At 62.8% G+C, this 19,400-nt stretch carries 20 protein-coding genes; 13 read left to right on the top strand and 7 right to left on the bottom strand.

The annotated features are described in order from the left end of the window. Window positions 1–30 precede the first annotated feature (30 nt). A complete protein-coding gene (locus tag ABIB36_RS11890) occupies window positions 31–711 on the top strand; it encodes a response regulator transcription factor (RefSeq protein WP_088944389.1) in 681 nt (226 codons plus the stop codon). A gap of 3 nt (window positions 712–714) precedes the next feature. Further along, window positions 715–2,040: a sensor histidine kinase gene (locus ABIB36_RS11885; RefSeq protein ID WP_136169453.1), complete on the top strand. Its 1,326-nt coding sequence runs from the start codon at window positions 715–717 to the stop codon at window positions 2,038–2,040. 15 nt (window positions 2,041–2,055) lie between these two features. On the opposite strand, the gene ABIB36_RS11880 is transcribed toward ABIB36_RS11885, so the two are convergent. Then, window positions 2,056–2,619 (bottom strand): GtrA family protein, encoded by a 564-nt coding sequence (locus ABIB36_RS11880; RefSeq protein WP_354559362.1) that lies wholly within the window; start codon window positions 2,617–2,619, stop codon window positions 2,056–2,058. Window positions 2,620–2,805: 186 nt separating this feature from the next. Here ABIB36_RS11880 and ABIB36_RS11875 point away from each other — a divergent pair, with 186 nt between their 5' ends. Genes ABIB36_RS11875 through ABIB36_RS11865 form a run of 3 tightly spaced genes read left to right on the top strand, consistent with a single transcriptional unit; the run spans window position 2,806 to window position 4,975 of the window. Then, entirely contained in the window at window positions 2,806–4,074 is a 1,269-nt protein-coding gene (locus ABIB36_RS11875; protein WP_354559363.1) for a 5-(carboxyamino)imidazole ribonucleotide synthase, read from the top strand. Then, complete coding sequence (gene purE, locus ABIB36_RS11870; RefSeq protein WP_354559364.1) at window positions 4,071–4,580, top strand: 5-(carboxyamino)imidazole ribonucleotide mutase; 510 nt, start codon at window positions 4,071–4,073, stop codon at window positions 4,578–4,580. Before ABIB36_RS11875 ends, purE begins: the two co-directional genes overlap by 4 nt. After that, a complete protein-coding gene (locus tag ABIB36_RS11865; protein ID WP_354559365.1) occupies window positions 4,580–4,975 on the top strand; it encodes a hypothetical protein in 396 nt (131 codons plus the stop codon). Before purE ends, ABIB36_RS11865 begins: the two co-directional genes overlap by 1 nt. Here the strand turns inward: ABIB36_RS11865 and ABIB36_RS11860 are convergent. Both ABIB36_RS11860 and ABIB36_RS11855 read right to left on the bottom strand, forming a co-directional pair. After that, the gene (locus tag ABIB36_RS11860) at window positions 4,972–5,679 is read right to left on the bottom strand and encodes a TIGR03089 family protein (RefSeq protein WP_354559366.1); all 708 of its coding nucleotides are present in this window, start codon (window positions 5,677–5,679) and stop codon (window positions 4,972–4,974) included. The genes ABIB36_RS11865 and ABIB36_RS11860 overlap by 4 nt on opposite strands. 20 nt (window positions 5,680–5,699) lie before the next feature. Beyond that, window positions 5,700–7,151: an LCP family protein gene (locus tag ABIB36_RS11855; RefSeq protein WP_354559367.1), complete on the bottom strand. Its 1,452-nt coding sequence runs from the start codon at window positions 7,149–7,151 to the stop codon at window positions 5,700–5,702. A 297-nt stretch (window positions 7,152–7,448) separates the two neighbouring features. Here ABIB36_RS11855 and rfbD point away from each other — a divergent pair, with 297 nt between their 5' ends. Genes rfbD through manB form a run of 3 tightly spaced genes read left to right on the top strand, consistent with a single transcriptional unit; the run spans window position 7,449 to window position 10,327 of the window. Further along, a complete protein-coding gene (gene rfbD, locus ABIB36_RS11850) occupies window positions 7,449–8,321 on the top strand; it encodes a dTDP-4-dehydrorhamnose reductase (RefSeq protein ID WP_354559368.1) in 873 nt (290 codons plus the stop codon). A gap of 34 nt (window positions 8,322–8,355) precedes the next feature. Continuing rightward, a complete protein-coding gene (locus ABIB36_RS11845) occupies window positions 8,356–9,252 on the top strand; it encodes a glycosyltransferase family 2 protein (RefSeq protein WP_354559369.1) in 897 nt (298 codons plus the stop codon). After that, window positions 9,242–10,327: a mannose-1-phosphate guanylyltransferase gene (manB, locus tag ABIB36_RS11840; RefSeq protein WP_354559370.1), complete on the top strand. Its 1,086-nt coding sequence runs from the start codon at window positions 9,242–9,244 to the stop codon at window positions 10,325–10,327. The genes ABIB36_RS11845 and manB overlap by 11 nt, the downstream gene beginning before the upstream one ends. Before the next feature lie 5 nt (window positions 10,328–10,332). On the opposite strand, the gene ABIB36_RS11835 is transcribed toward manB, so the two are convergent. The 3 genes from ABIB36_RS11835 to cofD are packed head-to-tail and all read right to left on the bottom strand — an operon-like array spanning window position 10,333 to window position 13,203. Further along, window positions 10,333–10,881, bottom strand: coding sequence for an NUDIX hydrolase (locus ABIB36_RS11835; RefSeq protein ID WP_354559371.1), 549 nt, complete (start codon window positions 10,879–10,881; stop codon window positions 10,333–10,335). A 1-nt stretch (window position 10,882) separates the two neighbouring features. Next, window positions 10,883–12,238, bottom strand: coding sequence for a coenzyme F420-0:L-glutamate ligase (locus ABIB36_RS11830; protein WP_354559372.1), 1,356 nt, complete (start codon window positions 12,236–12,238; stop codon window positions 10,883–10,885). Further along, window positions 12,235–13,203 (bottom strand): 2-phospho-L-lactate transferase, encoded by a 969-nt coding sequence (gene cofD / locus ABIB36_RS11825; protein ID WP_354559373.1) that lies wholly within the window; start codon window positions 13,201–13,203, stop codon window positions 12,235–12,237. Before cofD ends, ABIB36_RS11830 begins: the two co-directional genes overlap by 4 nt. Before the next feature lie 821 nt (window positions 13,204–14,024). Here cofD and ABIB36_RS11820 point away from each other — a divergent pair. Next, window positions 14,025–14,279, top strand: coding sequence for a WhiB family transcriptional regulator (locus ABIB36_RS11820; RefSeq protein ID WP_136172414.1), 255 nt, complete (start codon window positions 14,025–14,027; stop codon window positions 14,277–14,279). A 26-nt stretch (window positions 14,280–14,305) separates the two neighbouring features. Here ABIB36_RS11820 and ABIB36_RS11815 read toward each other — a convergent pair whose 3' ends face one another. Then, a complete protein-coding gene (locus tag ABIB36_RS11815; RefSeq protein ID WP_084346850.1) occupies window positions 14,306–14,794 on the bottom strand; it encodes a metallopeptidase family protein in 489 nt (162 codons plus the stop codon). A 75-nt stretch (window positions 14,795–14,869) separates the two neighbouring features. Between ABIB36_RS11815 and ABIB36_RS11810 the strand changes: the two genes are divergently transcribed. From ABIB36_RS11810 to manA, 4 genes are all read left to right on the top strand, one after another. Then, window positions 14,870–15,292, top strand: a complete 423-nt coding sequence (locus ABIB36_RS11810; protein WP_179142287.1) for a DUF3499 domain-containing protein — start codon at window positions 14,870–14,872, stop codon at window positions 15,290–15,292. A 250-nt stretch (window positions 15,293–15,542) separates the two neighbouring features. Next, window positions 15,543–16,919 (top strand): phosphomannomutase/phosphoglucomutase, encoded by a 1,377-nt coding sequence (locus tag ABIB36_RS11805; protein WP_354559374.1) that lies wholly within the window; start codon window positions 15,543–15,545, stop codon window positions 16,917–16,919. An 80-nt stretch (window positions 16,920–16,999) separates the two neighbouring features. After that, window positions 17,000–18,175 carry a tobH protein gene (locus ABIB36_RS11800; RefSeq protein ID WP_354559375.1) on the top strand — a complete coding sequence of 392 codons (1,176 nt, stop codon included), beginning with the start codon at window positions 17,000–17,002 and terminating at the stop codon, window positions 18,173–18,175. Next, on the top strand, window positions 18,175–19,398 hold the full coding sequence (gene manA / locus ABIB36_RS11795; protein WP_354559376.1) for a mannose-6-phosphate isomerase, class I: 1,224 nt from the start codon (window positions 18,175–18,177) through the stop codon (window positions 19,396–19,398). The genes ABIB36_RS11800 and manA overlap by 1 nt, the downstream gene beginning before the upstream one ends. The last annotated feature ends 2 nt before the right edge of the window (window positions 19,399–19,400 follow it).

Here is a 19,400-nt window from a genome sequence, read left to right as displayed (position 1 = left end):
CTCACAGAAACGAACCGTAGGGTTGCGCGGGTGACCGAAGTGCTGCTTGCAGAAGACGACGAAGCAATTGCTGCCCCCCTCTCGCGAGCGCTCGGGCGTGAGGGGTACACGGTGACGGTCGAGCAGACCGGTCCAGCTGCCCTCCAGCGTGCCCTCGACGGGAACTACGACCTGCTGATTCTCGACCTCGGTCTACCGGGGATGGACGGCCTCGAAGTCTGTCGGCAGGTCCGCGCCAACAGCTCCGAACTTGCCGTTCTGATGTTGACGGCGCGGACGGACGAGGTGGACTTCGTGGTCGGGCTCGACGCCGGCGCCGACGACTACGTAGGTAAGCCGTTTCGACTCGCTGAACTCATGGCCCGTGTGAGGGCCTTGCTTCGGCGGCGCGGTCCCGGTGAGGACACCCCGATCGAGGTCGGCGGGATCAGGCTCGAGCCTGCAGCCAGGCGAGTGATGGTGAACGGAACCGAAATCGCATTGGCGAACAAGGAATACGAGCTGCTCAAAGTGCTCCTCGACCATGCTGGGCAAGTCGTCTCCCGCGAGACGATTCTCCGGGAAGTATGGGGCGACGCGGAACTCCGCGGCTCCAAGACACTCGACATGCACATGTCATGGCTGCGCCGGAAGATCGGTGACGAGGGATCGGTTGCCGAGCGCCGCATCGCGACCGTGCGCGGAGTCGGGTTCCGGATCAACAGCGACTGATCGATGCGCCGTCGCATACTGCAATCCATCCTGGCAGTCGTCCTGCTGACCGCTCTACTGCTCGGTCTGCCCCTTGTGTACACCGCCTGGCTATGGGTGGAGGATTTCACTCGCGACGACCTTCAACGTCGACTCGATCGGATGGCATCGGAAATCCTGTCGCAAGAAGGGGACCGAGGCATCGTGGAGGGTGTCCTAGACATCGGCTCGCTCAGGTTGGCCGTCCCAGAAGGTGGACGCCTCGTCGTGGTGTTTCCGACACCACAGGATGCCGCGTCGAGGGTGGACATCGGTGAGAGCTTCGTGCCAGCCCCGTTGGTGGAATCGCTGTCGTTGGGAACTGCAGGATCGCTACGGCTCGAAGTGCCGTCGCACGATATGCGAACCTTGCAGAAACAAGCTGTCGGTGCAGTGGCCCTCGTGGTGTTGGCATCGATTCTCATCGGAACCGCAGTGGCCGTATTGACCGCCAATCGTCTGGCCGATCCGCTGCGCGACGTCGCACGACGGGCACAGCGACTCGCCGAAGGAGACTTTCGTCCCGATCCACGACGGCACGGAATTGCCGAGCTCGACCGGGTCTCGGAAGTCCTCGACTCGGCGACAGTCGAGATCGCGGGCAGACTGCAACGCGAGCATGCGCTGGTCGCCGACGTATCGCACCAGCTGCGCAGTCGGCTGACGGCCGTCCGGCTTCGGCTCGACGAACTATCGACGCATCCAGATCCCGATGTAGTCGCCGAAGCCGATGAAGCGATGGCACAGGTGGACCGCTTGACCCTCGCGATCGACGAGTTGGTGCGCTCGTCTCGTAGCGACGGAGCAGCAGGTGCCGAGGATGTAGCTGTCGTCGCGGAACTCAGCGGAGTCATTGGGGAGTGGCAGCGAAACTTCGAGGATGCCGGCCGAACACTGGAACTCGAAGGTGGACCGGGACTCAAGGCATCGGTGACGGGTTCGAGATTGCGCGAGGCGGTCGCGGTCCTGGTGGACAACGCCCTCTCGCACGGCGGCGGGAAATGCACCGTGGCAGTGCGGCTGATTCCGGCACTGGACACGGCCGAGCGACGGCGCGAGCCGCTGGTGTGTATCGAGGTCTCGGACGAGGGCAGCGGCGTCAGCAACGAGTTGGCCCCGCATATCTTCGATCGCGGGTTCTCCGGCGCCGGATCGACCGGCGTGGGTCTCGCTCTCGCACGAGCACTCGTCGAGGCGGACGGTGGAAGGCTGGAACTGCAGCGACGCAAGCCGGCTATGTTCTCGGTGTTTCTGCCTGCGTCACGCGAAGAAGCCAGTGCCCCGTCTCCACGGGCTCGAGAACCACGCTGAGCGCACAGCAGTAGGTCAGCTGTGGCCGAGTTGCTCCTCGGCAGTTTCCGCGGGCGTCGGATCGTAATCGGTCGATCCCGCCGCAGCGCCTCGCGCATTCTCGTCGGGGAACGCGAACTTTCGCAGCGCCCAGAACCGGAATGCCATCTGTAGAAGATTGCCGATGATGTAGTTGAGGATGAAGTCGAGAATCAACACCATCGTCAGGCTGTTGTGCCCTTCGCGGATGTCGAACAAGTTGTTCGCCACCCACAGCGGGGCAGCCGCCAGAATGACACCGATCCCGCTGATCGTGAAGAACAGCAGAGCCTCGTGATGGCGCTCGCGGCCACCACGATTCTTGAAGGCCCACTCTCTGTTCAGGATGTAGCTCAAGATGGTGGCCATCACGCCCGAGATGATCTTCGCGACGACAGGCTTGGGCTCGAGGATGGTCAGACTCAGCGAATAGAAGATCACCAGGTCGAACACCATCGTGGTCCCACCGACGATTGCAAATTTGATCAGCTCGGTGTGACGAATCGCCAGCACCCGTAGCGGACCGGGAAGGCGATGAATCAAACTGTCGATCGAGGGCACAACGAAGGAGTCTACGAAACGAGGTGCCCAATCGACTAACCGGCGCGCAGATCATCAGCGACTTCTCAGTGAAGGAAGTGGGATTTCTCAGTGAAGGAAATGGGACTTCTCAATAAAGAAATTGGACAGGAGCCTCGAATTCATTCCTGACTAAAGGGGGTCTGCTGGCTGTGGAATCTGCCCCGCATGACACGATATGAAGCCGTGACAGGTCTATCTCCGCGCCCCACCACCCCCCGTAGTTCGTCCACCGGAATGCCGGTAGTGGCGATGATCGGCGGGGGCCAGTTGGCGCGAATGACGCATCAGGCCGCAATTGCGCTCGGCCAAACCCTACGAGTCCTCTCCGCAGGCGCCGATGAGCCGGCCGCGCAGGTCAGCGCCGATGTCGTACTCGGACACCACGACGACCTGAACGCCCTCCGCACGGTCGCCACGGGATCCAACGTCGTCACGTTCGACCATGAGCAGGTACCGACCGAACATCTCGAAGTCCTCGTCGCGGAAGGCGTCAACGTACAGCCACCGCCGTCGGCGCTCATCTACGCACAGGACAAGCTGAAGATGCGTCGGAAATTGGGTGAGCTCGGGATTCCGATCCCGAAATTTGCCGAGGTCACCTGGGTGGGAGATGTCACAGCTTTCGGAGACGCCCACGGGTGGCCGGTGGTAGTCAAATCCATCCGTGGTGGATACGACGGACGCGGTGTGTGGATGCCGAAGGATGCCGACGAGGCAGAGGGCATCGTGGCGCGTCAACTCGATCTCGGTGTCGCACTGATGGTCGAGGAGAAGGTCGAACTGCGGCGCGAGCTTTCCGCCATGGTCGGTCGGTCCCCGTTCGGACAGGGCGCGGCGTGGCCCGTAGTCGAAACGGTTCAGCGCGACGGGCAATGCGCGGTGGTCATCGCACCGGCAGGCTCGCTCGACGACGATGTGGCGATCGACGCCGAAAGAATGGCGTTGGGGCTTGCCGCCGAACTCGGAGTCGTCGGCGCAATGGCAGTCGAGCTGTTCGAGACCGTCGACGGCGCCATTCTCGTCAACGAACTCGCGATGCGCCCACACAACTCCGGGCATTGGAGCATGGACGGATGCCGAACTTCGCAGTTCGAGCAGCATGTTCGTGCGGTACTCGACTACCCACTGGGTGATACGACGCCGTTGGCGCCGGTCACGGTCATGGCCAACATTCTCGGAGCACCGCAGGCGCCGACGATGACGATGGACGAACGGCTTCATCACCTCTTCGCGCGGATGCCGGACGCCAAGGTGCACCTCTATGGCAAGAGCGAGCGCGAAGCCCGCAAGATCGGCCATGTCAACGTACTCGGAGCACCGAACGGGCAAGCATCGGACAAGGCGTACGTGGCCGCTGTCCGGGAGAAAGCAGAACGCGCGGCACATTGGATGTCGCACGCAGAATGGACCGACGGATGGGACCCGCACCAATGACCGAACCACTGGGCCCTCAGGTCGGCCTCATCATGGGCAGCGATTCCGACTGGCCGACGATGGAGGCCGCGGCGGACGCATTGGCCGAATTCGGGATTCGCTTCGAGGTCGGTGTCGTCTCGGCGCACCGCACACCCAAGCGCATGCTCGACTATGCGACGAGCGCGGCCGAGCGGGGGCTCAGCGTGATCATCGCCGGAGCCGGTGGAGCAGCTCATCTGCCAGGTATGGTCGCTTCGGCTACGCCGCTGCCGGTCATCGGTGTACCTGTTCCCTTGAAGTACTTGGACGGTATGGATTCACTGCTGTCGATCGTGCAGATGCCCGCTGGGATACCGGTTGCCACGGTGTCGATCGGTGGCGCACGCAACGCAGGACTCCTCGCGGCTCGCATTCTGGGCGCGTCGGACCCCGAGCTGCGGTCGCGAATCGAGAAGTTCCAACAAGACCTCGAGGCAATGGTGCTCGACAAGGACGCGGCGCTGCGCGCCAAACTCCTCGGGTAATGCGTTTCGCGCCGGTGTCCGCATTGTCGATCCAGCGGCCGGACACTCGCACTCGGGGGCGCGCGGTATCCGTCGTCACCTACCTTGCGCTCGTCTACGCGACGTTGTGGCGGGCCGAGATCGCCTTCGATGGCGAGCATCGGCTTTTCGTCTGTCGGGGAATGCGCGGTGGGTTCGGTCGCGGAGGCACGACCATCGGTGCCGCTTACCTCACCCGCGCCAACATCTCGCGCAGTGTTCTGCGCCACGAGGCGGTGCACGCAGATCAGTGGGCTCGATACGGGCCACTGTTCGCGGTTCGCTATCTGGTGGAGGAACTACGGAATCCGGGCGCGAGGAATCGTTTCGAGATCGAAGCAGGCCTCGACGACGGTGGATATGTGAGCAGGTCCTAACCGAGTGTCTTGGTGACCTTTTCGGTAGTGGTGCGGCGGTCGGTCTTCGTCGGGTCCGGGTTGTTCACTTGCACGAGCGAGCTGCCTGAAACCAAAACCGACAACAGTCCATCGATCAATTCCTCGGTCGTACCCCACGGCAAAGACGAGAGCACGCGGTCTCCGGTCTGCAACGAATGTGCCTGAGCGCGGGTGCGTGCCTCCGCCAAAACTTCCTCGACCGATCGTCCGTCGAGAGCAGCGCCAGCGCCAGTCGGCCGAAATTGGTCTCCGTGCACGCGTACCGAGGTTGCGTAGTCGGTCACTCCGATAGGAAGATCGGGAACCGGTTTGCCGAACGCGTCGAGCGAGAGGGCAAGTATTTCTGGTATGTCGCCGGCATCGTCGATTCGAGAACCGTGCACGAGTGCGAGCTCTGCCGTGTCGTCTGCGGTGAGGACGACCTCTGCACCTGCCCACCACGCACCGAGCAGGACGGCCGCGCTCTGCCAGTGGGCGGGTAGTAGAACACTGACCTTGGCACCCGGTGCGAGACCGAACTCGTCGCACAACAGGTTGGCGGTCTTCGCAGCCCAATTGGCGAGCGTGATCGTCGATACCTCGACCCGTTCACCCGTCTCGTCGTCGTAATACGTCACCCGTGGACCGGCGGGGTCGGTCGCGAGTATCGGATCGAGCAGTTCCTGCGTCAACGTTGAGGCCACAGGCGCAACCCTAGCGGAGCTCAGTTGACGCAGGCAGGGCCCGCCGACCCTGCGTCGATCGGCGGCGCAGGCGATTCGCCTGCACTGCTCGCGAGCGTCTCCTCGGTGGTCGGGGATGAGGTGGTCGGGGATGTGGTGCTGCCGTCTGCGCCGGGGCCGGAGTAGTCCGAGGCCAGTACCACCCGAACGGTGTCGCGCGGCAGTGTGTCGTCGGAGGCCACTTCGAGCCCGCCGAGAGCAGTTGCCACCGATCTCGCTGCATCACTGTCCGGATCTGCCGCTTGAATCGTCGTGGTGGAGACCGAGGATCCCTCGTAGTTTCCGACCGAGCCGCTCGTGTATCCGAGTGATCCGAGCGACGCTGCCACACCGTTGGCGAGTCCGTCGATTCCGCTGTCGTTCGCAACATCTACCGTCACCGACGACGGATCGACGGTGGGAGCGTCGGTCGTCGGTGCAGAGTCCTGCTCGTCGGCAGATCCGTCGAGAAGCCCCTCGACGTAGGTCTTCACTGCATCGGGATCGACCTCGACAATCGATTCGCCGTAGTCGGTCACACCGTTGATGTCGACGGCTGGGATGGTCTCGAATTTGACCTTGCCGCCGGCCAGATCCTGCAAGCGGGTCGCGAATTGTATTATGTCCCAATCGGAATCGAGAACAACTGAACGTTGGACCGCGGAGCTGAGCTGACTCAACTTGCTGGGGTTGCTCAACGTTTTCGCACTCAGCACACTCCGCACCAGTGATGCCATGAATACCTGCTGACGCACGATTCGGTCCAGGTCGCCACGCGGAAGATCGTGTCGCTGCCGGACGAAACTCAACGCGTCCGCACCGGAGAGTGTCTGCTCCCCGCCGGGAAAGTTCGCTCCGGACAGCGGCTCGTCCACAGGGGCATTGAGGCATACGTTCACGCCACCGACAGCATCGGTCAGCAGTACGAAACCGAGCAGACCCACCTCGGCGTAGTGATCCACGGTGACCCCCGTCAGATCGGCCACCGACTCGATGAGCGCCTCACGTCCGGCCTCGGTCGACTGTGAGTCCGCGTCCGTATCGGACACACCCTTTTCGACGAGTTCGAGGCGCTTGTTCTCCTTCGTTGCGCCGTAGGCCGCGTTGATCTTGGACTTTCCGATTCCCGGAACCTCGACGTACGCATCCCGGGGTATCGAGATTGCGGTTGCCGAAGAACCGTCGTTCGGTACGCGAATGAGCACGATCGTGTCGGTGTTCGATGCCACCTCGTCACCGGCGCGCAGTGAATCGAGCTCGTTTTGCGTCAGCGCATTGCCGTGCGCGTCGGTGCGGCTGTCGGTGCCGACCATGAGGATGTCCACGGCGCCGTCGGAGCCACCACCCAGACCGAGGCGCCCTGCCGTAGCGATGTTCGAGCGAAGGTCGTCGACGCTTCGCCAAGCGAAACCTGTCACGACCAGCACGAGAACGGACATTGCCGCGATGACCATCCGAGGAACGCCTGGCCTCTCGGTCGGCATTCCGTTTTCAGGTCTGCCGACCGCATTCTCGTCCTCGCTGGGGCGGTCGCTGGGGTACGGCGGCCGAGTGCGCCCCCGAGCAGGGCGCCGCCCAGGGTCGCGACGCCGCGCTGAGGACCGCCGCTCGCCTCGCGATCCGTCAGACTCTCGTTGCACCTGTTGACCTCTCCACTCTTGTTCTACGCATTTCTCGCCCCGACCAGTCAGGTTACTTGTGAAGTGTCACCGTCTCGCTCAAGCACGGGCGGCGTGCCACACTTTGCAACTGTGGCGAAAACTCTTGTGACCGGAGCGGGCGGACAGCTCGGCCGGCAGATACTGCACCTTTCGAACAACAGCAGCAGTGCGAGCAGCGACACGACGATCGGTGTGACCAGCGCAGAGCTGGACATCACCGACGCGAGGGCAGTTGCCGACGCCGTCGAACCGGGCATGGTGGTGATCAACTGCGCCGCCTACACCGCGGTCGATGCTGCCGAATCGGACGAAGCAACAGCGTCGAAGGTCAACGCAGACGGTCCGGAGAACCTGGCGATTGCATGTGCACGCGTCGGCGCGCGCCTGGTGCACGTCTCGACCGACTATGTGTTCGACGGCACCGCGACTTCTCCGTACCTCCCTCAATCCCCGACGGCCCCGCGCAGCGCCTACGGACGCACAAAGCTAGCCGGTGAGGAGGCTGTCCTACGCGTGTTGCCCTCGGCGACGGTGGTACGTACGGCCTGGGTCTACACCGGAACCGGGTCGGACTTCGTCTCGACGATGCTGCGCCTCGAACGTGAGCGAGACACCGTGTCGGTGGTGAACGATCAGATCGGATCACCGACCTATTCCCGTGATCTCGCGTCCGGATTGCTCGAACTCGCTGCTTCGCCGTCGAGCGGGCGACCGATTCTTCATCTGACGAATACCGGTACAGCAAGCTGGTACGAACTGGCACGTGCTGTTTTCGCCGGCGCGGGGGCAGACCCGGAACGCGTGTTGGCTTGCTCGAGTGCCGAGTTCGTGCGCCCCGCCCCCCGGCCGTCGTACTCGGTGTTGTCTGCTGATGCTTGGACAGCTGCCGGCCTGACCCCCCTGCGGCCGTGGCGCGCAGCACTCTCCGATGCGTTGGGTGAGGTACGTGCCGGCGCGAGGTGAGGCAATACCGGCTTCGCCGGTTAGTCTGGCCCGCGTGAGTTCCAAGCTGGCCGTCGTCACGGTGACCTATTCCCCCGGGAAGTATCTGGATCAATTCCTCTCCTCCCTCGCTTCGGCAACAGAGGAGGTGCCGCTCGTCATCATGGCCGACAATGGGTCGACCGATGGAAGCGTCGAGGCCGCGGACGCGCGCTACCCGCATGTGAGGTTGTTTCGAACCGGAGCCAATCTCGGCTACGGCGGGGCCGTCAACCGCGCGGTAGCCGAACTCGACGACGACATCGAGTTCGTTGTCGTCGCCAATCCCGATGTGCGGTGGCATCCTGGATCTCTCGACGGTTTGCTTGCCGCGGCGGAGCGATGGCCTCGCGCGGGTGCGCTCGGGCCTCTCATCCGCGAACCCGACGGCACCAGGTACCCGTCTGCTCGCGCAGTTCCGGACCTCACCTCAGGTGTCGGACATGCTGTCCTCGGCAAAATCTGGCCGGGCAATCCGTGGACGCAACGTTATCGGCAGGACAACGAGGCGGTGACCGAACGTGCTGTCGGCTGGTTGTCCGGATCTTGCCTTTTGCTTCGTCGTGCCGCTTTCGATTCCGTCAACGGGTTCGACTCCCGTTACTTCATGTATATGGAGGACGTCGACTTGGGAGATCGACTCGGAACCGCCGGATGGCTGAATGTCTACGTGCCCGACGTGGAAATCACCCACACCAAAGGCCATGCGGCAGGACGACATCCAGAGTTGATGCTGCCGGCGCATCACACGAGTGCATACAGGTTTCAGGCAGACCGGCACCCCCATCCGTGGCAGGCTCCCATACGATGGGTTCTGCGAGCGGGCCTGGCGGTGCGCTCGAAGGTGGTTGTGGCTGCGGCACTTCGACAGCGACAGATCGACGAGATTAGAGAGGCCGACCATGTCAGCTGAAACCCGCTCCAATACAGATGCCGTAATCCTTGTGGGCGGCAAAGGAACTCGCCTGCGGCCACTCACACTGTCGGCCCCGAAGCCCATGTTGCCGACTGCCGGGTTGCCTTTCCTGACGCATCTGCTCGCCCGTATCAAGGCCGCAGGAATCGATCACGTGGTTTTGGGTACATCGTTCAAAGCCGAGGTATTCGAGGACTACTTCGGTGATGGCTCGTCGCTCGGTATCGAACTCGAGTACGTCACCGAGACCGAGCCCATGGGCACCGGAGGCGGTATTCGCAACGTTCTACCGAGGTTGCGGGCAGACAACGTCGTCGTGTTCAACGGAGACGTCCTCGGCGGAACAGACTTGACCGCCGTCCTGGACACCCATGAGCGGACCGAGGCCGATGTGACGCTGCATCTCGTGCGCGTCGGTGATCCTCGTGCCTTCGGTTGTGTACCCACCGATGCCGACGGGCGAGTGACAGCGTTCCTCGAGAAGGCTCAGGATCCGCCGACGGACCAGATCAACGCTGGTTGCTACGTATTCAAGCGTGAGATCATCGAGACCATTCCGCATGATCGTCCGGTATCGGTCGAGCGGGAGGTGTTCCCAGCCCTTCTCGCCGACGGCCGACGCGTCTTCGGCCACGTGGACAGTGCCTACTGGCGTGACATGGGAACCCCGGAAGACTTCGTTCAGGGCTCGGCGGATCTCGTGCGAGGCATCGCTCCATCGCCGGCGTTGAAGGGCACGCGAGGCGAATCCCTCGTCCATCCCAGCGCGGGCGTTGCTCCGGGTGCGCTACTGATCGGTGGCACTGTCATCGGCCGTGGCGCCGAGATCGGTGCAGGCGCACGTCTCGACGGTGCGGTCGTGTTCGACGGTGCTGTCGTCGAAGCCGGTGCAGTCGTGGAGCGTTCGATCCTGGGATTCGGTGTACGTATCGGACCGCGCGCACTGATCCGTGACGCCATCATCGGGGACGGAGCCGACATCGGTGCCCGCTGTGAACTGCTTCGTGGCGCCAGAGTGTGGCCAGGGGTCAAGTTGCCCGACGGTGGAGTCAGGTTCTCCACTGACGTCTGATGCCGCTAGCGCAGTAGCGCGAGTTCGACGAGATGGGTGATCGTGTCCTTCTCGGCGGTGTCGGGAAGTGCGTCGACGGGCCACCAGCGCAGGTCCGTGGATTCCGCACTTCGGACGGCCTCGGCCCCGACGGGGGCGCGCACCAGGAACCGTAAATCGAGGTGCCGGGTGGGCTTGCCGAGCGAGCATGTGATCGGGTGCGTGTGCGCGGACAACAGTGCGGTGTCGATGTCGAGATCTTCGATCCCGGACTCTTCCCGAGCTTCACGCAACGCGGCATCGACCACCGTGTCGTCGGATTCCTCGCAATGGCCGCCCAGCTGGATCCAACGGCCTACCCGCGGGTGCAGGGTGAGAAGGACATTGCGGCCCTCCGCGTCGAGAACCAGCGAGGATGCGGTGAGGTGCCCTGCTTCGTTGGCTCGCAGGCACGCGTCGGCATTGCTGTCGATGAAGGCGAGCATCGTGTGGCGGAGCGAATCTTCGTGCCACTGGCTCGTCCGCCACTGCTCCAGCACCGTGGTGGCGGAATGTCGAAGCGTCCCCGAACTCATCTCACATCTCCAGCAGTTCGTTACCCAATGGGTGTGGCTTCCGTACCTCGGCAGGGCTGTCGGGGTGACCGATTGCGATGGCGCCCAGGGCTTTCCAGTCGGAAGGCATGTCCAACTCGGTGCGCACCAAGTCTGCAGCGAAAATTGTCGAGCCGATCCAACAGCTACCGAGTCCTCGCACTGCCAGCGCCACGAGTAGACCTTGCACCGCGGCGCCGACGGCAACGGTGAACATCGTCTCTTCGGCTCGGTTTCGGCGCTCGTCGGAGTACGTGTGTGCCCCATCGGGTACGCAGAAGGGGATCACGATTTCGGGCGCATCGAACAAGATGTCGCCGCGCGAAGTTCTGCGCTCTATCTGCTCGTCGGTGTACCCGTCCGAGCGGAGGTCCTCACGCCACTGGTCCTTCATCTTGTTCAACAGCTGGGTGCGTACAGCCGGGGTGCGAACCCACACGAATCGAACCGGATGGGTGTGATGCGGCGCGGGAGCAGTCAGTGCTTCGGCGACGGCGCCGCGTATCTCCTCGGGATCCACCGATTCGCCGGTGAAGGACCGAACCGAGCGGCGAACGAGAAGAGCCTCCCGGCGCCCCCTGTCGATCGACTCGGTGGTACCGAGCCAGAAAAGGTCTTCTTCACCGCTGCGCACTAAATCTCTTGCGCCGGTGCCGTTGTCGACCGGCTTCAGGCCACGCACGACGGCAACCGGAACGGCACCGAGCTTTCCCTTCACCAAATCGCCTGCAGCAGCGATCTCGTCGGCGACAGCGACTTCGGTCACGATCAACTCGTTACCTTGGGCGTCCTCGGCGCCGGCATAGCCATGGATCACGGCGAGACCGGCCGAGCCGATCGCGGCATCGATTTGGCCGATACGCCACGCACGACCCATGGTGTCGGTGATGACGACTCCTACGTCGACACCGAGCGAAGACGCCAGTGCTGCTCGTATGGCGGTAGCGCTTGCATCAGGATCTCGCGGGAGAAGAGCCAATTCGGCCCGATCGACGTTGGATCCATCGATTCCAGAGGCGGCCTGCACGATGCCGAGACGATTCTCGGTGATCAGTGTTCGGCCTTTGCGAGCAACGATCCGAACTGCTTCCTGCTCGACCAGCAGTCTTCGCGCGGCATCTCGTTCTTCTGGATCCAGTGGTGCGTCGACCAGTCGACCTTCGGCCTTGGACACGATCTTGCTGGTGACCACCAATATGTCGTCGTTGCGAATCCACGGTGCGCACGCGGCTATCGAGGACGCAACATCGTCGCCCGGCCGAAACTCCGGTAACCCGGTCACCGGGATGATCTCGATGCTGCCGCCAGGAGCATGGTCGGTCGGAATCGGCCCGGTCACAGCTCGAGTCCAGCCGAACGAAGTGCCGCTGCGGCCATCAGGGCGGTCGTTTCGGGGTCGGTCATCAGTAACGGCACGCTGTGTACGTCAACGCCGGGGATGGTGGCCTGATCGGTCGAGTGGATCAACCATGCGTCGAGGATTCCGGTGTCCGATCGTGCGCCGTAGTGACGTCCGACGGCCTCGGCGGACGTCTCGACACCGATGACGCTCAGACATTCGTCTGCCATCCCGCGCAACGGCTTTCCGTCCACCACCGGCGACAGGCCGACAACCTTGGCCGACGTCGTACGTAGCGCACTGCGGATTCCGGGGACAGCGAGAATCGCTCCGACGCTTACCACCGGATTGGATGGAGCCAGAATCACGGCGTCGGCGCCGGCGAGGGCATCGAGGACCCCGGGCGCCGGACTTGCTTGCTCGGCACCGATATTGGCGAAGCTGTGTGTCGGAATCTGCGCTCGGTAGCGAACCCACCACTCTTGAAAGTGGATTGCTCGCTGAGTGTCCCCGTCCTTTTCGTCCGGGTCGGTGACGACGACGTGGGTCTCGCTCCGGTCGTCGGTCACCGGTAGGAGTCGCACGCCTGGCTTCCATCGATTGCACAGTGCCTCGGTCACCGCCGAGAGCGGATATCCGGTCCTGAGCATCCGACTCCGGATGAGATGTGTGGCAATGTCTCTGTCTCCGAGTCCGAACCAATCCGGGTCGGCCCCGTACGCGGCGAGTTCGTCACGCGCGTGCCAAGTCTCCGCGATGCGTCCCCAGCCACGCTCGGTATCGATTCCGTCGCCGAGGGTGTACATGCAGGTGTCGAGGTCGGGGCAGATGCGCAAACCATGCATCCACACGTCGTCTCCGACATTGACGATCGCCGTAATCTCGTCGTCGTCCCCGAGCAGTGTTTTGAGGCCCTGGAGGAACCGGGCTCCGCCGACTCCACCGACCAAGACAGTCACTTTCACAGATTCAGAGCCTAGGCTCTCGGTCGAATCGATCGGTCGGCGCCCGCCTCCTCAGCGGCGCCGACGCGGTGAAATCCGGACACAGTCCCGGTTTCGGTGCGTTTTTCGGGGCGCGACACGCCGACGACAGGCCATTATTCGGGGAGAGGGCTGATTCCGGGCTGGAGATGGTATTGCAATATCCCGTATCGGCTTGACCGCAACCTACTCCGGCATGTCTAATCACATTTATGTCATTCCCCGAGCATCAGGTGAGTTCGCTTGGAGTGACCCTTGATTCGAACACTCGTTCCCATCTTACATCAAGTATGCAGAAGCGTGTGTTAGAAGTCGATGGTTGGGGTATGGGTACGAATATCGGCGCGGGGCAAGGTATTCGGAATCGACCGGAAATTTCTGTGCTATCGAATGGTGAGGAGGCTGAAGCGATGTACGACCAGTACGAGGCACGTGAACATCGGGGCGAACCCCAGGCTCACCTCAGCGTAGTCAGCTACGCGTCGCAGACCGATTCCCGAGCACGCGCGGCACGAGGCGACTGCGGGAATCGTATGAATGACAAGACTTTTGCGGCAAAGGTGGTGGGTGGCCGCTCGGATACGTTTGGTGCCGATGTGGCTACAGCGGACGTGGCAGTCGGCCGCGATTCGGTGGTTCCCGGGGCTGAAGATGCAGACGATCTAGACGATACCCATTCAGGTTCAATGGATTCCAGCGCCGTCGGTGTCGATCGCGATACCGAGGACTTCACAGACGAAGACGACGCGCTGGGGGAGGGAACCGCTCTGCCAGTTCGTGTTCCGGAGACGCCGTTCTCGAGTATGGTGGCAGGATTCGATCGGATGTTCGAGGAGATCGAAGATCAGTGGCAAGAGCGTGCGCTCTGTGCGCAGACCGATCCTGAAGCATTTTTTCCCGAGAAGGGTGGATCGACTCGTGAAGCAAAACGCATCTGCCTCGGTTGCGATGTGAAGGGCGAATGCCTGGAGTACGCGCTTGCCAAGGACGAGCGTTTCGGAATCTGGGGAGGACTGTCGGAGCGGGAGCGGCGTCGGCTCAAGCGGGGTATCGGCTAGATCTAGCTACTGGCCGAGTCCTTCGACTAACGTCCTTCTTCCATGCCCGGGTCGACGGTGTCGGGGTCGACCCCCAAGTAGGTCGCAACCTGTTCGACGAGCACTTCGTAGAGAAGATCTTCCAGATCCTCCGGGTGCTTGGCGCGTCGCTCCAATGGGCGCCTGAACAACACGATCCGTGCGCGTGTCGATTCGCCGCGCTTGTCGATGCCCGCCGGCACCAGTCTGGACAACGGAACGGGCCCCTCTGCTACCACCTCGGGTGGCCACGTGACCGATTCGGGATCTATTGCCCTGATTTTTGGTACTTCGTCGACTGCGATGTCCAGCCTCTCCAACCGCTCGTGCCACTTGTGGTCGATGCGAGCGAATGCCTCCAGCACCACGCGGTCGAATTTGTCGGCTCGCGATCGGTGCCCCGGAACATTCGAGGGGAGCACCGGGCCGCGAACTCCGCGGCCGCGACGGTCCGCAGATCGGGAGGTCGGTTGTCGTCCGGAGCCAGTTCGAGCCATGCCCAAGGTTATCGCCCGCCCCTTCGCGGTGTGTCGGGCGGCGTGCAGTCGGAGTCGAGGGATAGTCTCTTGCTCGTGAGATCACTGCGTGGATGCTGCAGGCCCGGGTGTAGCCGTTCGGCCGTCGCGACGCTCACGTATGTCTATTCGGACTCGACTGCCGTCGTGGGACCACTTGCTACTGTCGCCGAACCCCACTCATGGGACCTGTGTGAGGTACACGCTGTGACCACCACTGCGCCCAAGGGCTGGGAAATGGTTCGCTACGAGGGTGGCTTCACCACGACGACGCCCGACGAGGACGACCTGACGGCCCTGGCCGAAGCCGTTCGCGAAGCAGGCCGCGGCGATCGTGTCCGACGCGAGGACACCGAGTCGACGGACCGAGCTCGAGAACGGGACATTCGCGCTGACGTAGTTGGAGATCGTCGGACTTCGGCGCCGGCACGGACCGGCCGACGGGGTCACCTACGGGTGCTTCCCGATCCCACGTCCTGAATTCTGGTCAAACCCCGCGTCCGACCCGGAAGTTCAGCCTTTTGTTCCGTTGGATGTTCCGCCGTTGTACTCGGCGATTGTTTCGTTCGATCGGTCGCATGGGTTCGGTCACAACTGGTCGGTTTTCTCGCGCTCGACGCATCGAGTTGTGACAGATTCGACTCGAGAAGTCGATGTCCGAAGTGCAAGGGCTGGGCCGCAGTGGCTCGCCTCTACCGCTCACCCCACCGAAATTCACGAGGAGTCGTTCGTGGCACGAACTGCCGAGTCCGTCAATGCAGTCATCAAGGCCTATGACGTACGAGGGGTGGTGGGCGAGCAGATCGACGCAGGCTTCGTGCGAGACGTCGGCGCATCGTTCGCGCGACTGGTCCGAGAGAAATCCGTCACCCAGGTCGTGGTCGGCCACGATATGCGCGCATCGTCGCCGGAGTTGTCGAGGGCATTCGCAGACGGAGTCACCTCACAGGGCCTCGATGTCGTCCACATTGGACTTGCCTCGACCGATCAGCTCTACTTCGCATCGGGCGTTCTGGATTGCCCTGGTGCCATGTTCACCGCGAGCCACAATCCTGCCGAGTACAACGGCATCAAGCTGTGCCGCGCGGGAGCGAAGCCGGTAGGACAGGACACCGGTCTCGGCACTATCAAAGCAGAGCTGGTCGACGGTGTTCCGGAATACGATGGGACACCGGGAACCACCTCGGACCGTGATGTTCTGGTCGAGTACGCCACTTTTGTGCGTGACCTCGTCGATCTGTCACAGGTATCCGGTGTCAAGATCGCGGTCGACGCCGGAAACGGAATGGGTGGGCACACTGTGCCTGCTGTATTCGATTCACTGCCGGTCACCATCTACCCGCTCTACTTCGAGCTCGACGGAACCTTCCCCAACCACGAGGCGAACCCGCTCGACCCGAAGAATCTCGTCGACCTACAGAAGTTCGTACGCGAGACCGGTGCCGATATCGGATTGGCCTTCGACGGCGACGCGGATCGATGCTTCGTCGTCGACGAACTCGGAAATCCGGTCTCTCCTTCGGCAGTGACCGGGCTCGTAGCCGAGCGCGAGCTCGCCAAAGAACCCGGCGCGTCGGTGATCTACAACCTGATCACCTCCCATGCAGTTCCAGAGTTGGTGACCAGACTCGGTGGCAAACCCGTGCGAACAAGGGTCGGCCATTCGTTCATCAAGCAGCAGATGGCAGAGACCGGTGCTGTGTTCGGTGGTGAGCACTCCGCCCACTACTACTTCCGCGATTTCTGGGGTGCGGACTCCGGAATGCTCGCGGCGCTGCATGTCCTGGCAGCTCTCGGCGCTACAGATCGACCGCTCTCGGAGTTGATGAAGTCCTACGAGTCGTACTCTGCGTCAGGGGAGATCAACTCGACGGTCGAGGATGCCGTCGAGCGCACGAAGGCGGTGCTCGACGCCTTCGCGGACCGTACGGTATCGGTCGACCGGTTGGACGGTGTCACCATCGATCTCGCGGACGGTGCCTGGTTCAATCTCCGGGCGTCGAATACCGAACCGCTGTTGCGCCTCAACGTCGAAGCCCGCACCAGTGAAGATGTCGATGCTTTGACCTCCGAGATATTGGGCATAGTGCGAGGACAACTGGAATAGTGGGCTAGGAGACGCTCGCACTCACGAATTCACTCGGTCGGTGAGTGGACGTCGGTAAGGAAAGGACGGTGCAGATAGCCATGACAGCTCCGTCGTCTCTGCTGAATTTGGATGACACAGCCGCACTCGCCGCCGCCGATACCGACGGCGCCCTGCGCAGCGCCGCATTGGCAGGCGCGCAGGTCCGTGCGACGTATGCAGCCGTCGAGGAGTCCGTATCCGAACGGCTGAGCGATCTTCGCCCTCGCAGCGTTGTTTTCGTCGCGGGTGAAGGCCGCGCGGGTCGGGCCGCGTCCATGCTCATCGCCGCCTTCGGTGCACGCATCGGCTTTCCGCTTGTGCACGCCGCGACGACGCCACTGTGGGTCGGTCCGCTCGACGTAGTTGTGGTCTCCGGCGACGATGCCGGTGATCCACGGCTCGCAGAATCGATATCCGCAGCCGTTCGCCGTGGCGCCGAGACTGTTCTCGTCACCCCGGACGAGGGACCGCTGCGCTCTGCGGCGGCAGGCCGCGCAGTGTTCCTTCCACCGAGGGTCGCTGTGCGCGAGCACAACACGTTGATGCGTTACCTGGCTGCTGGGACGGCAATTCTCGCCGCTGTGTCCGACGGCGCCTATCGGTCCTTGCTGCCCGACTTGTCCGAAGTTGCAGATCTTCTCGATGCCGAGGCGGCTCGAAATCATCCCTCGCACGAGGTTTTTCACAACCCGGCGAAGTCGCTTGCTGCTCAGATCTCGGGCAGCAGGGTTGTGCTGTCCGGTGCGGGAGCCGTCGACGTCGAATTGGCCCGACACGGTAGTGAGGTTTTGCTGCGGGCTGCGGGCGTCGTGGCCGGGGCGAGTGAACTTTCCGATGTCATCGCCGCCGTCGTGTCCTCCGGTCGACCGAGCGGCGCAGCACCCGCCGAATACGATGCTTTCTTCCACGACGAAGAGTTCGACGGCCCCCGGCCCGAACAAGCGATTCGAGTAGTCGTCTTGGCATCGGATTCTTTCGCCGCGTCGGCCGAGCGTCGGACGGCTGCGCTACCGGACTCGGTCGTGATCACGGCGGGATTACCCGAGTTCGATCGGGGGAGCATCGATTTCGGATCGGCATCGGAATCTGTGGACGGCGCCGGAGGTTACCGGCGCGAAGGTCGGGACGGTGCAGGAAGCACCTCGCACGCGGCCGGTGAGCTAGGGGCAACGGCAGTATTGGCGACGCGGCTGGAAATGGCCGCCGCGTATCTACATTTGATGGGCGGGAAATAGTGCAACCACTGCTCGGTGCAGTCAGGTCGTATGCGTGGGGATCGAGGACTGCTCTTGCAGCTTTGCAAGGCAGGCCGGTTCCGTCCGAACATCCGGAAGCCGAAATCTGGTTGGGGGCGCACCCCGCAGATCCAGCAATGATCGACGACGGTACCTCGACGCGGTCGCTGCTCAGCGTCATCGATGAGAACCCGGCTCTCGAGCTTGGGGCCGATACGTCCGCGACCTACCTGGGGAGGCTCCCGTTTCTGCTCAAATTGCTTGCCGCCGACGAACCTTTGTCGCTGCAGGCCCATCCGAGCGCGACTCAAGCTGCCGAGGGATTTGCGCGCGAAGAGTCAGCACGGATACCGATCGATTCGTCCTTGCGGAACTACCGCGATGCGAGCCACAAACCTGAGCTGATCGTTGCGTTGACCGAGTTTCACGCACTTGCCGGATTCAGGTGTCCGCGCCGAACAGTCGAGTTCATCGACGCGCTGAACGTGGACGCTCTGTCCGGGTATCGATCACTTCTGGCCGACCAGCCGGACGATGCCGGCTTGCGGACAGTGTTCACTTCCTGGATCACCTTGCCCGGACCTGCCCTCGATGCATTGTTGCCGCTGGTCGCCGACGGGTGCATCGAGTATCTCTCGACTCGGGCGCAGTCCGACGGCGGCGAATTCGTCGCGGAGGCAAGAACACTTCTCGAACTCGGAGAGTCCTATCCGGGTGATGCGGGAGTGCTGGCGGCGTTGCTGCTCAACAGAATTACGTTGACCCCCGGCCAAGGCATTTTTCTCGATGCGGGAAACCTCCATGCCTACCTGGCCGGTGCGGGTGTGGAGATCATGGCGAACTCCGACAACGTATTGCGCGGTGGCCTGACAACCAAGCACGTGGATGTACCGGAACTTCTCCGGATTCTGGATTTCCAGCCATCGGAGGTGAAGATCCTCGAAGCGGAGCCTGACATGAGAGACACCGTCGCCTGTTACGAGACACCAGCGCCGGAATTCGCGTTGAGCCGCGCCGCGTTGTCGAACGGTTCTTCGGTGAAGTCGGACAGCGACGGGCCGTCGATACTGCTGTGTACCAAGGGGCGGGTCGTGGTGGACGACGGTGACCGCGAGTTGGTGCTCGAGCAAGGTTCGGCTGTGTGGATATCTGCGGCGGATCCAGCGTTCACCGCCGCGGCGCGATGGGGAGACGCCGAGATATTCTTCGCGACCGTCGGGTAGCG

Origin of the sequence: Rhodococcus sp. UYP9, assembly GCF_040547235.1 — a bacterium.
GTDB lineage: Bacteria > Actinomycetota > Actinomycetes > Mycobacteriales > Mycobacteriaceae > Rhodococcoides.
This window is presented reverse-complemented; position numbering and strand designations above follow the sequence as displayed.

Bases quoted from the DNA above. Each gene is read 5' to 3' on its own strand.
- ABIB36_RS11885 (WP_136169453.1), top strand. From the start codon at position 715: ATGCGCCGTCGCATACTGCAATCCATCCTGGCAGTCGTCCTGCTGACC.
- ABIB36_RS11875 (WP_354559363.1), top strand. From the start codon at position 2,806: ATGACACGATATGAAGCCGTGACAGGTCTATCTCCGCGCCCCACCACC.
- purE (WP_354559364.1), top strand. From the start codon at position 4,071: ATGACCGAACCACTGGGCCCTCAGGTCGGCCTCATCATGGGCAGCGAT.
- ABIB36_RS11865 (WP_354559365.1), top strand. From the start codon at position 4,580: ATGCGTTTCGCGCCGGTGTCCGCATTGTCGATCCAGCGGCCGGACACT.
- ABIB36_RS11855 (WP_354559367.1), bottom strand. From the start codon at position 7,151: ATGGTCATCGCGGCAATGTCCGTTCTCGTGCTGGTCGTGACAGGTTTC.
- manB (WP_354559370.1), top strand. From the start codon at position 9,242: ATGTCAGCTGAAACCCGCTCCAATACAGATGCCGTAATCCTTGTGGGC.
- ABIB36_RS11835 (WP_354559371.1), bottom strand. From the start codon at position 10,881: ATGAGTTCGGGGACGCTTCGACATTCCGCCACCACGGTGCTGGAGCAG.
- ABIB36_RS11820 (WP_136172414.1), top strand. From the start codon at position 14,025: ATGGTGGCAGGATTCGATCGGATGTTCGAGGAGATCGAAGATCAGTGG.
- ABIB36_RS11815 (WP_084346850.1), bottom strand. From the start codon at position 14,794: ATGGCTCGAACTGGCTCCGGACGACAACCGACCTCCCGATCTGCGGAC.
- ABIB36_RS11800 (WP_354559375.1), top strand. From the start codon at position 17,000: ATGACAGCTCCGTCGTCTCTGCTGAATTTGGATGACACAGCCGCACTC.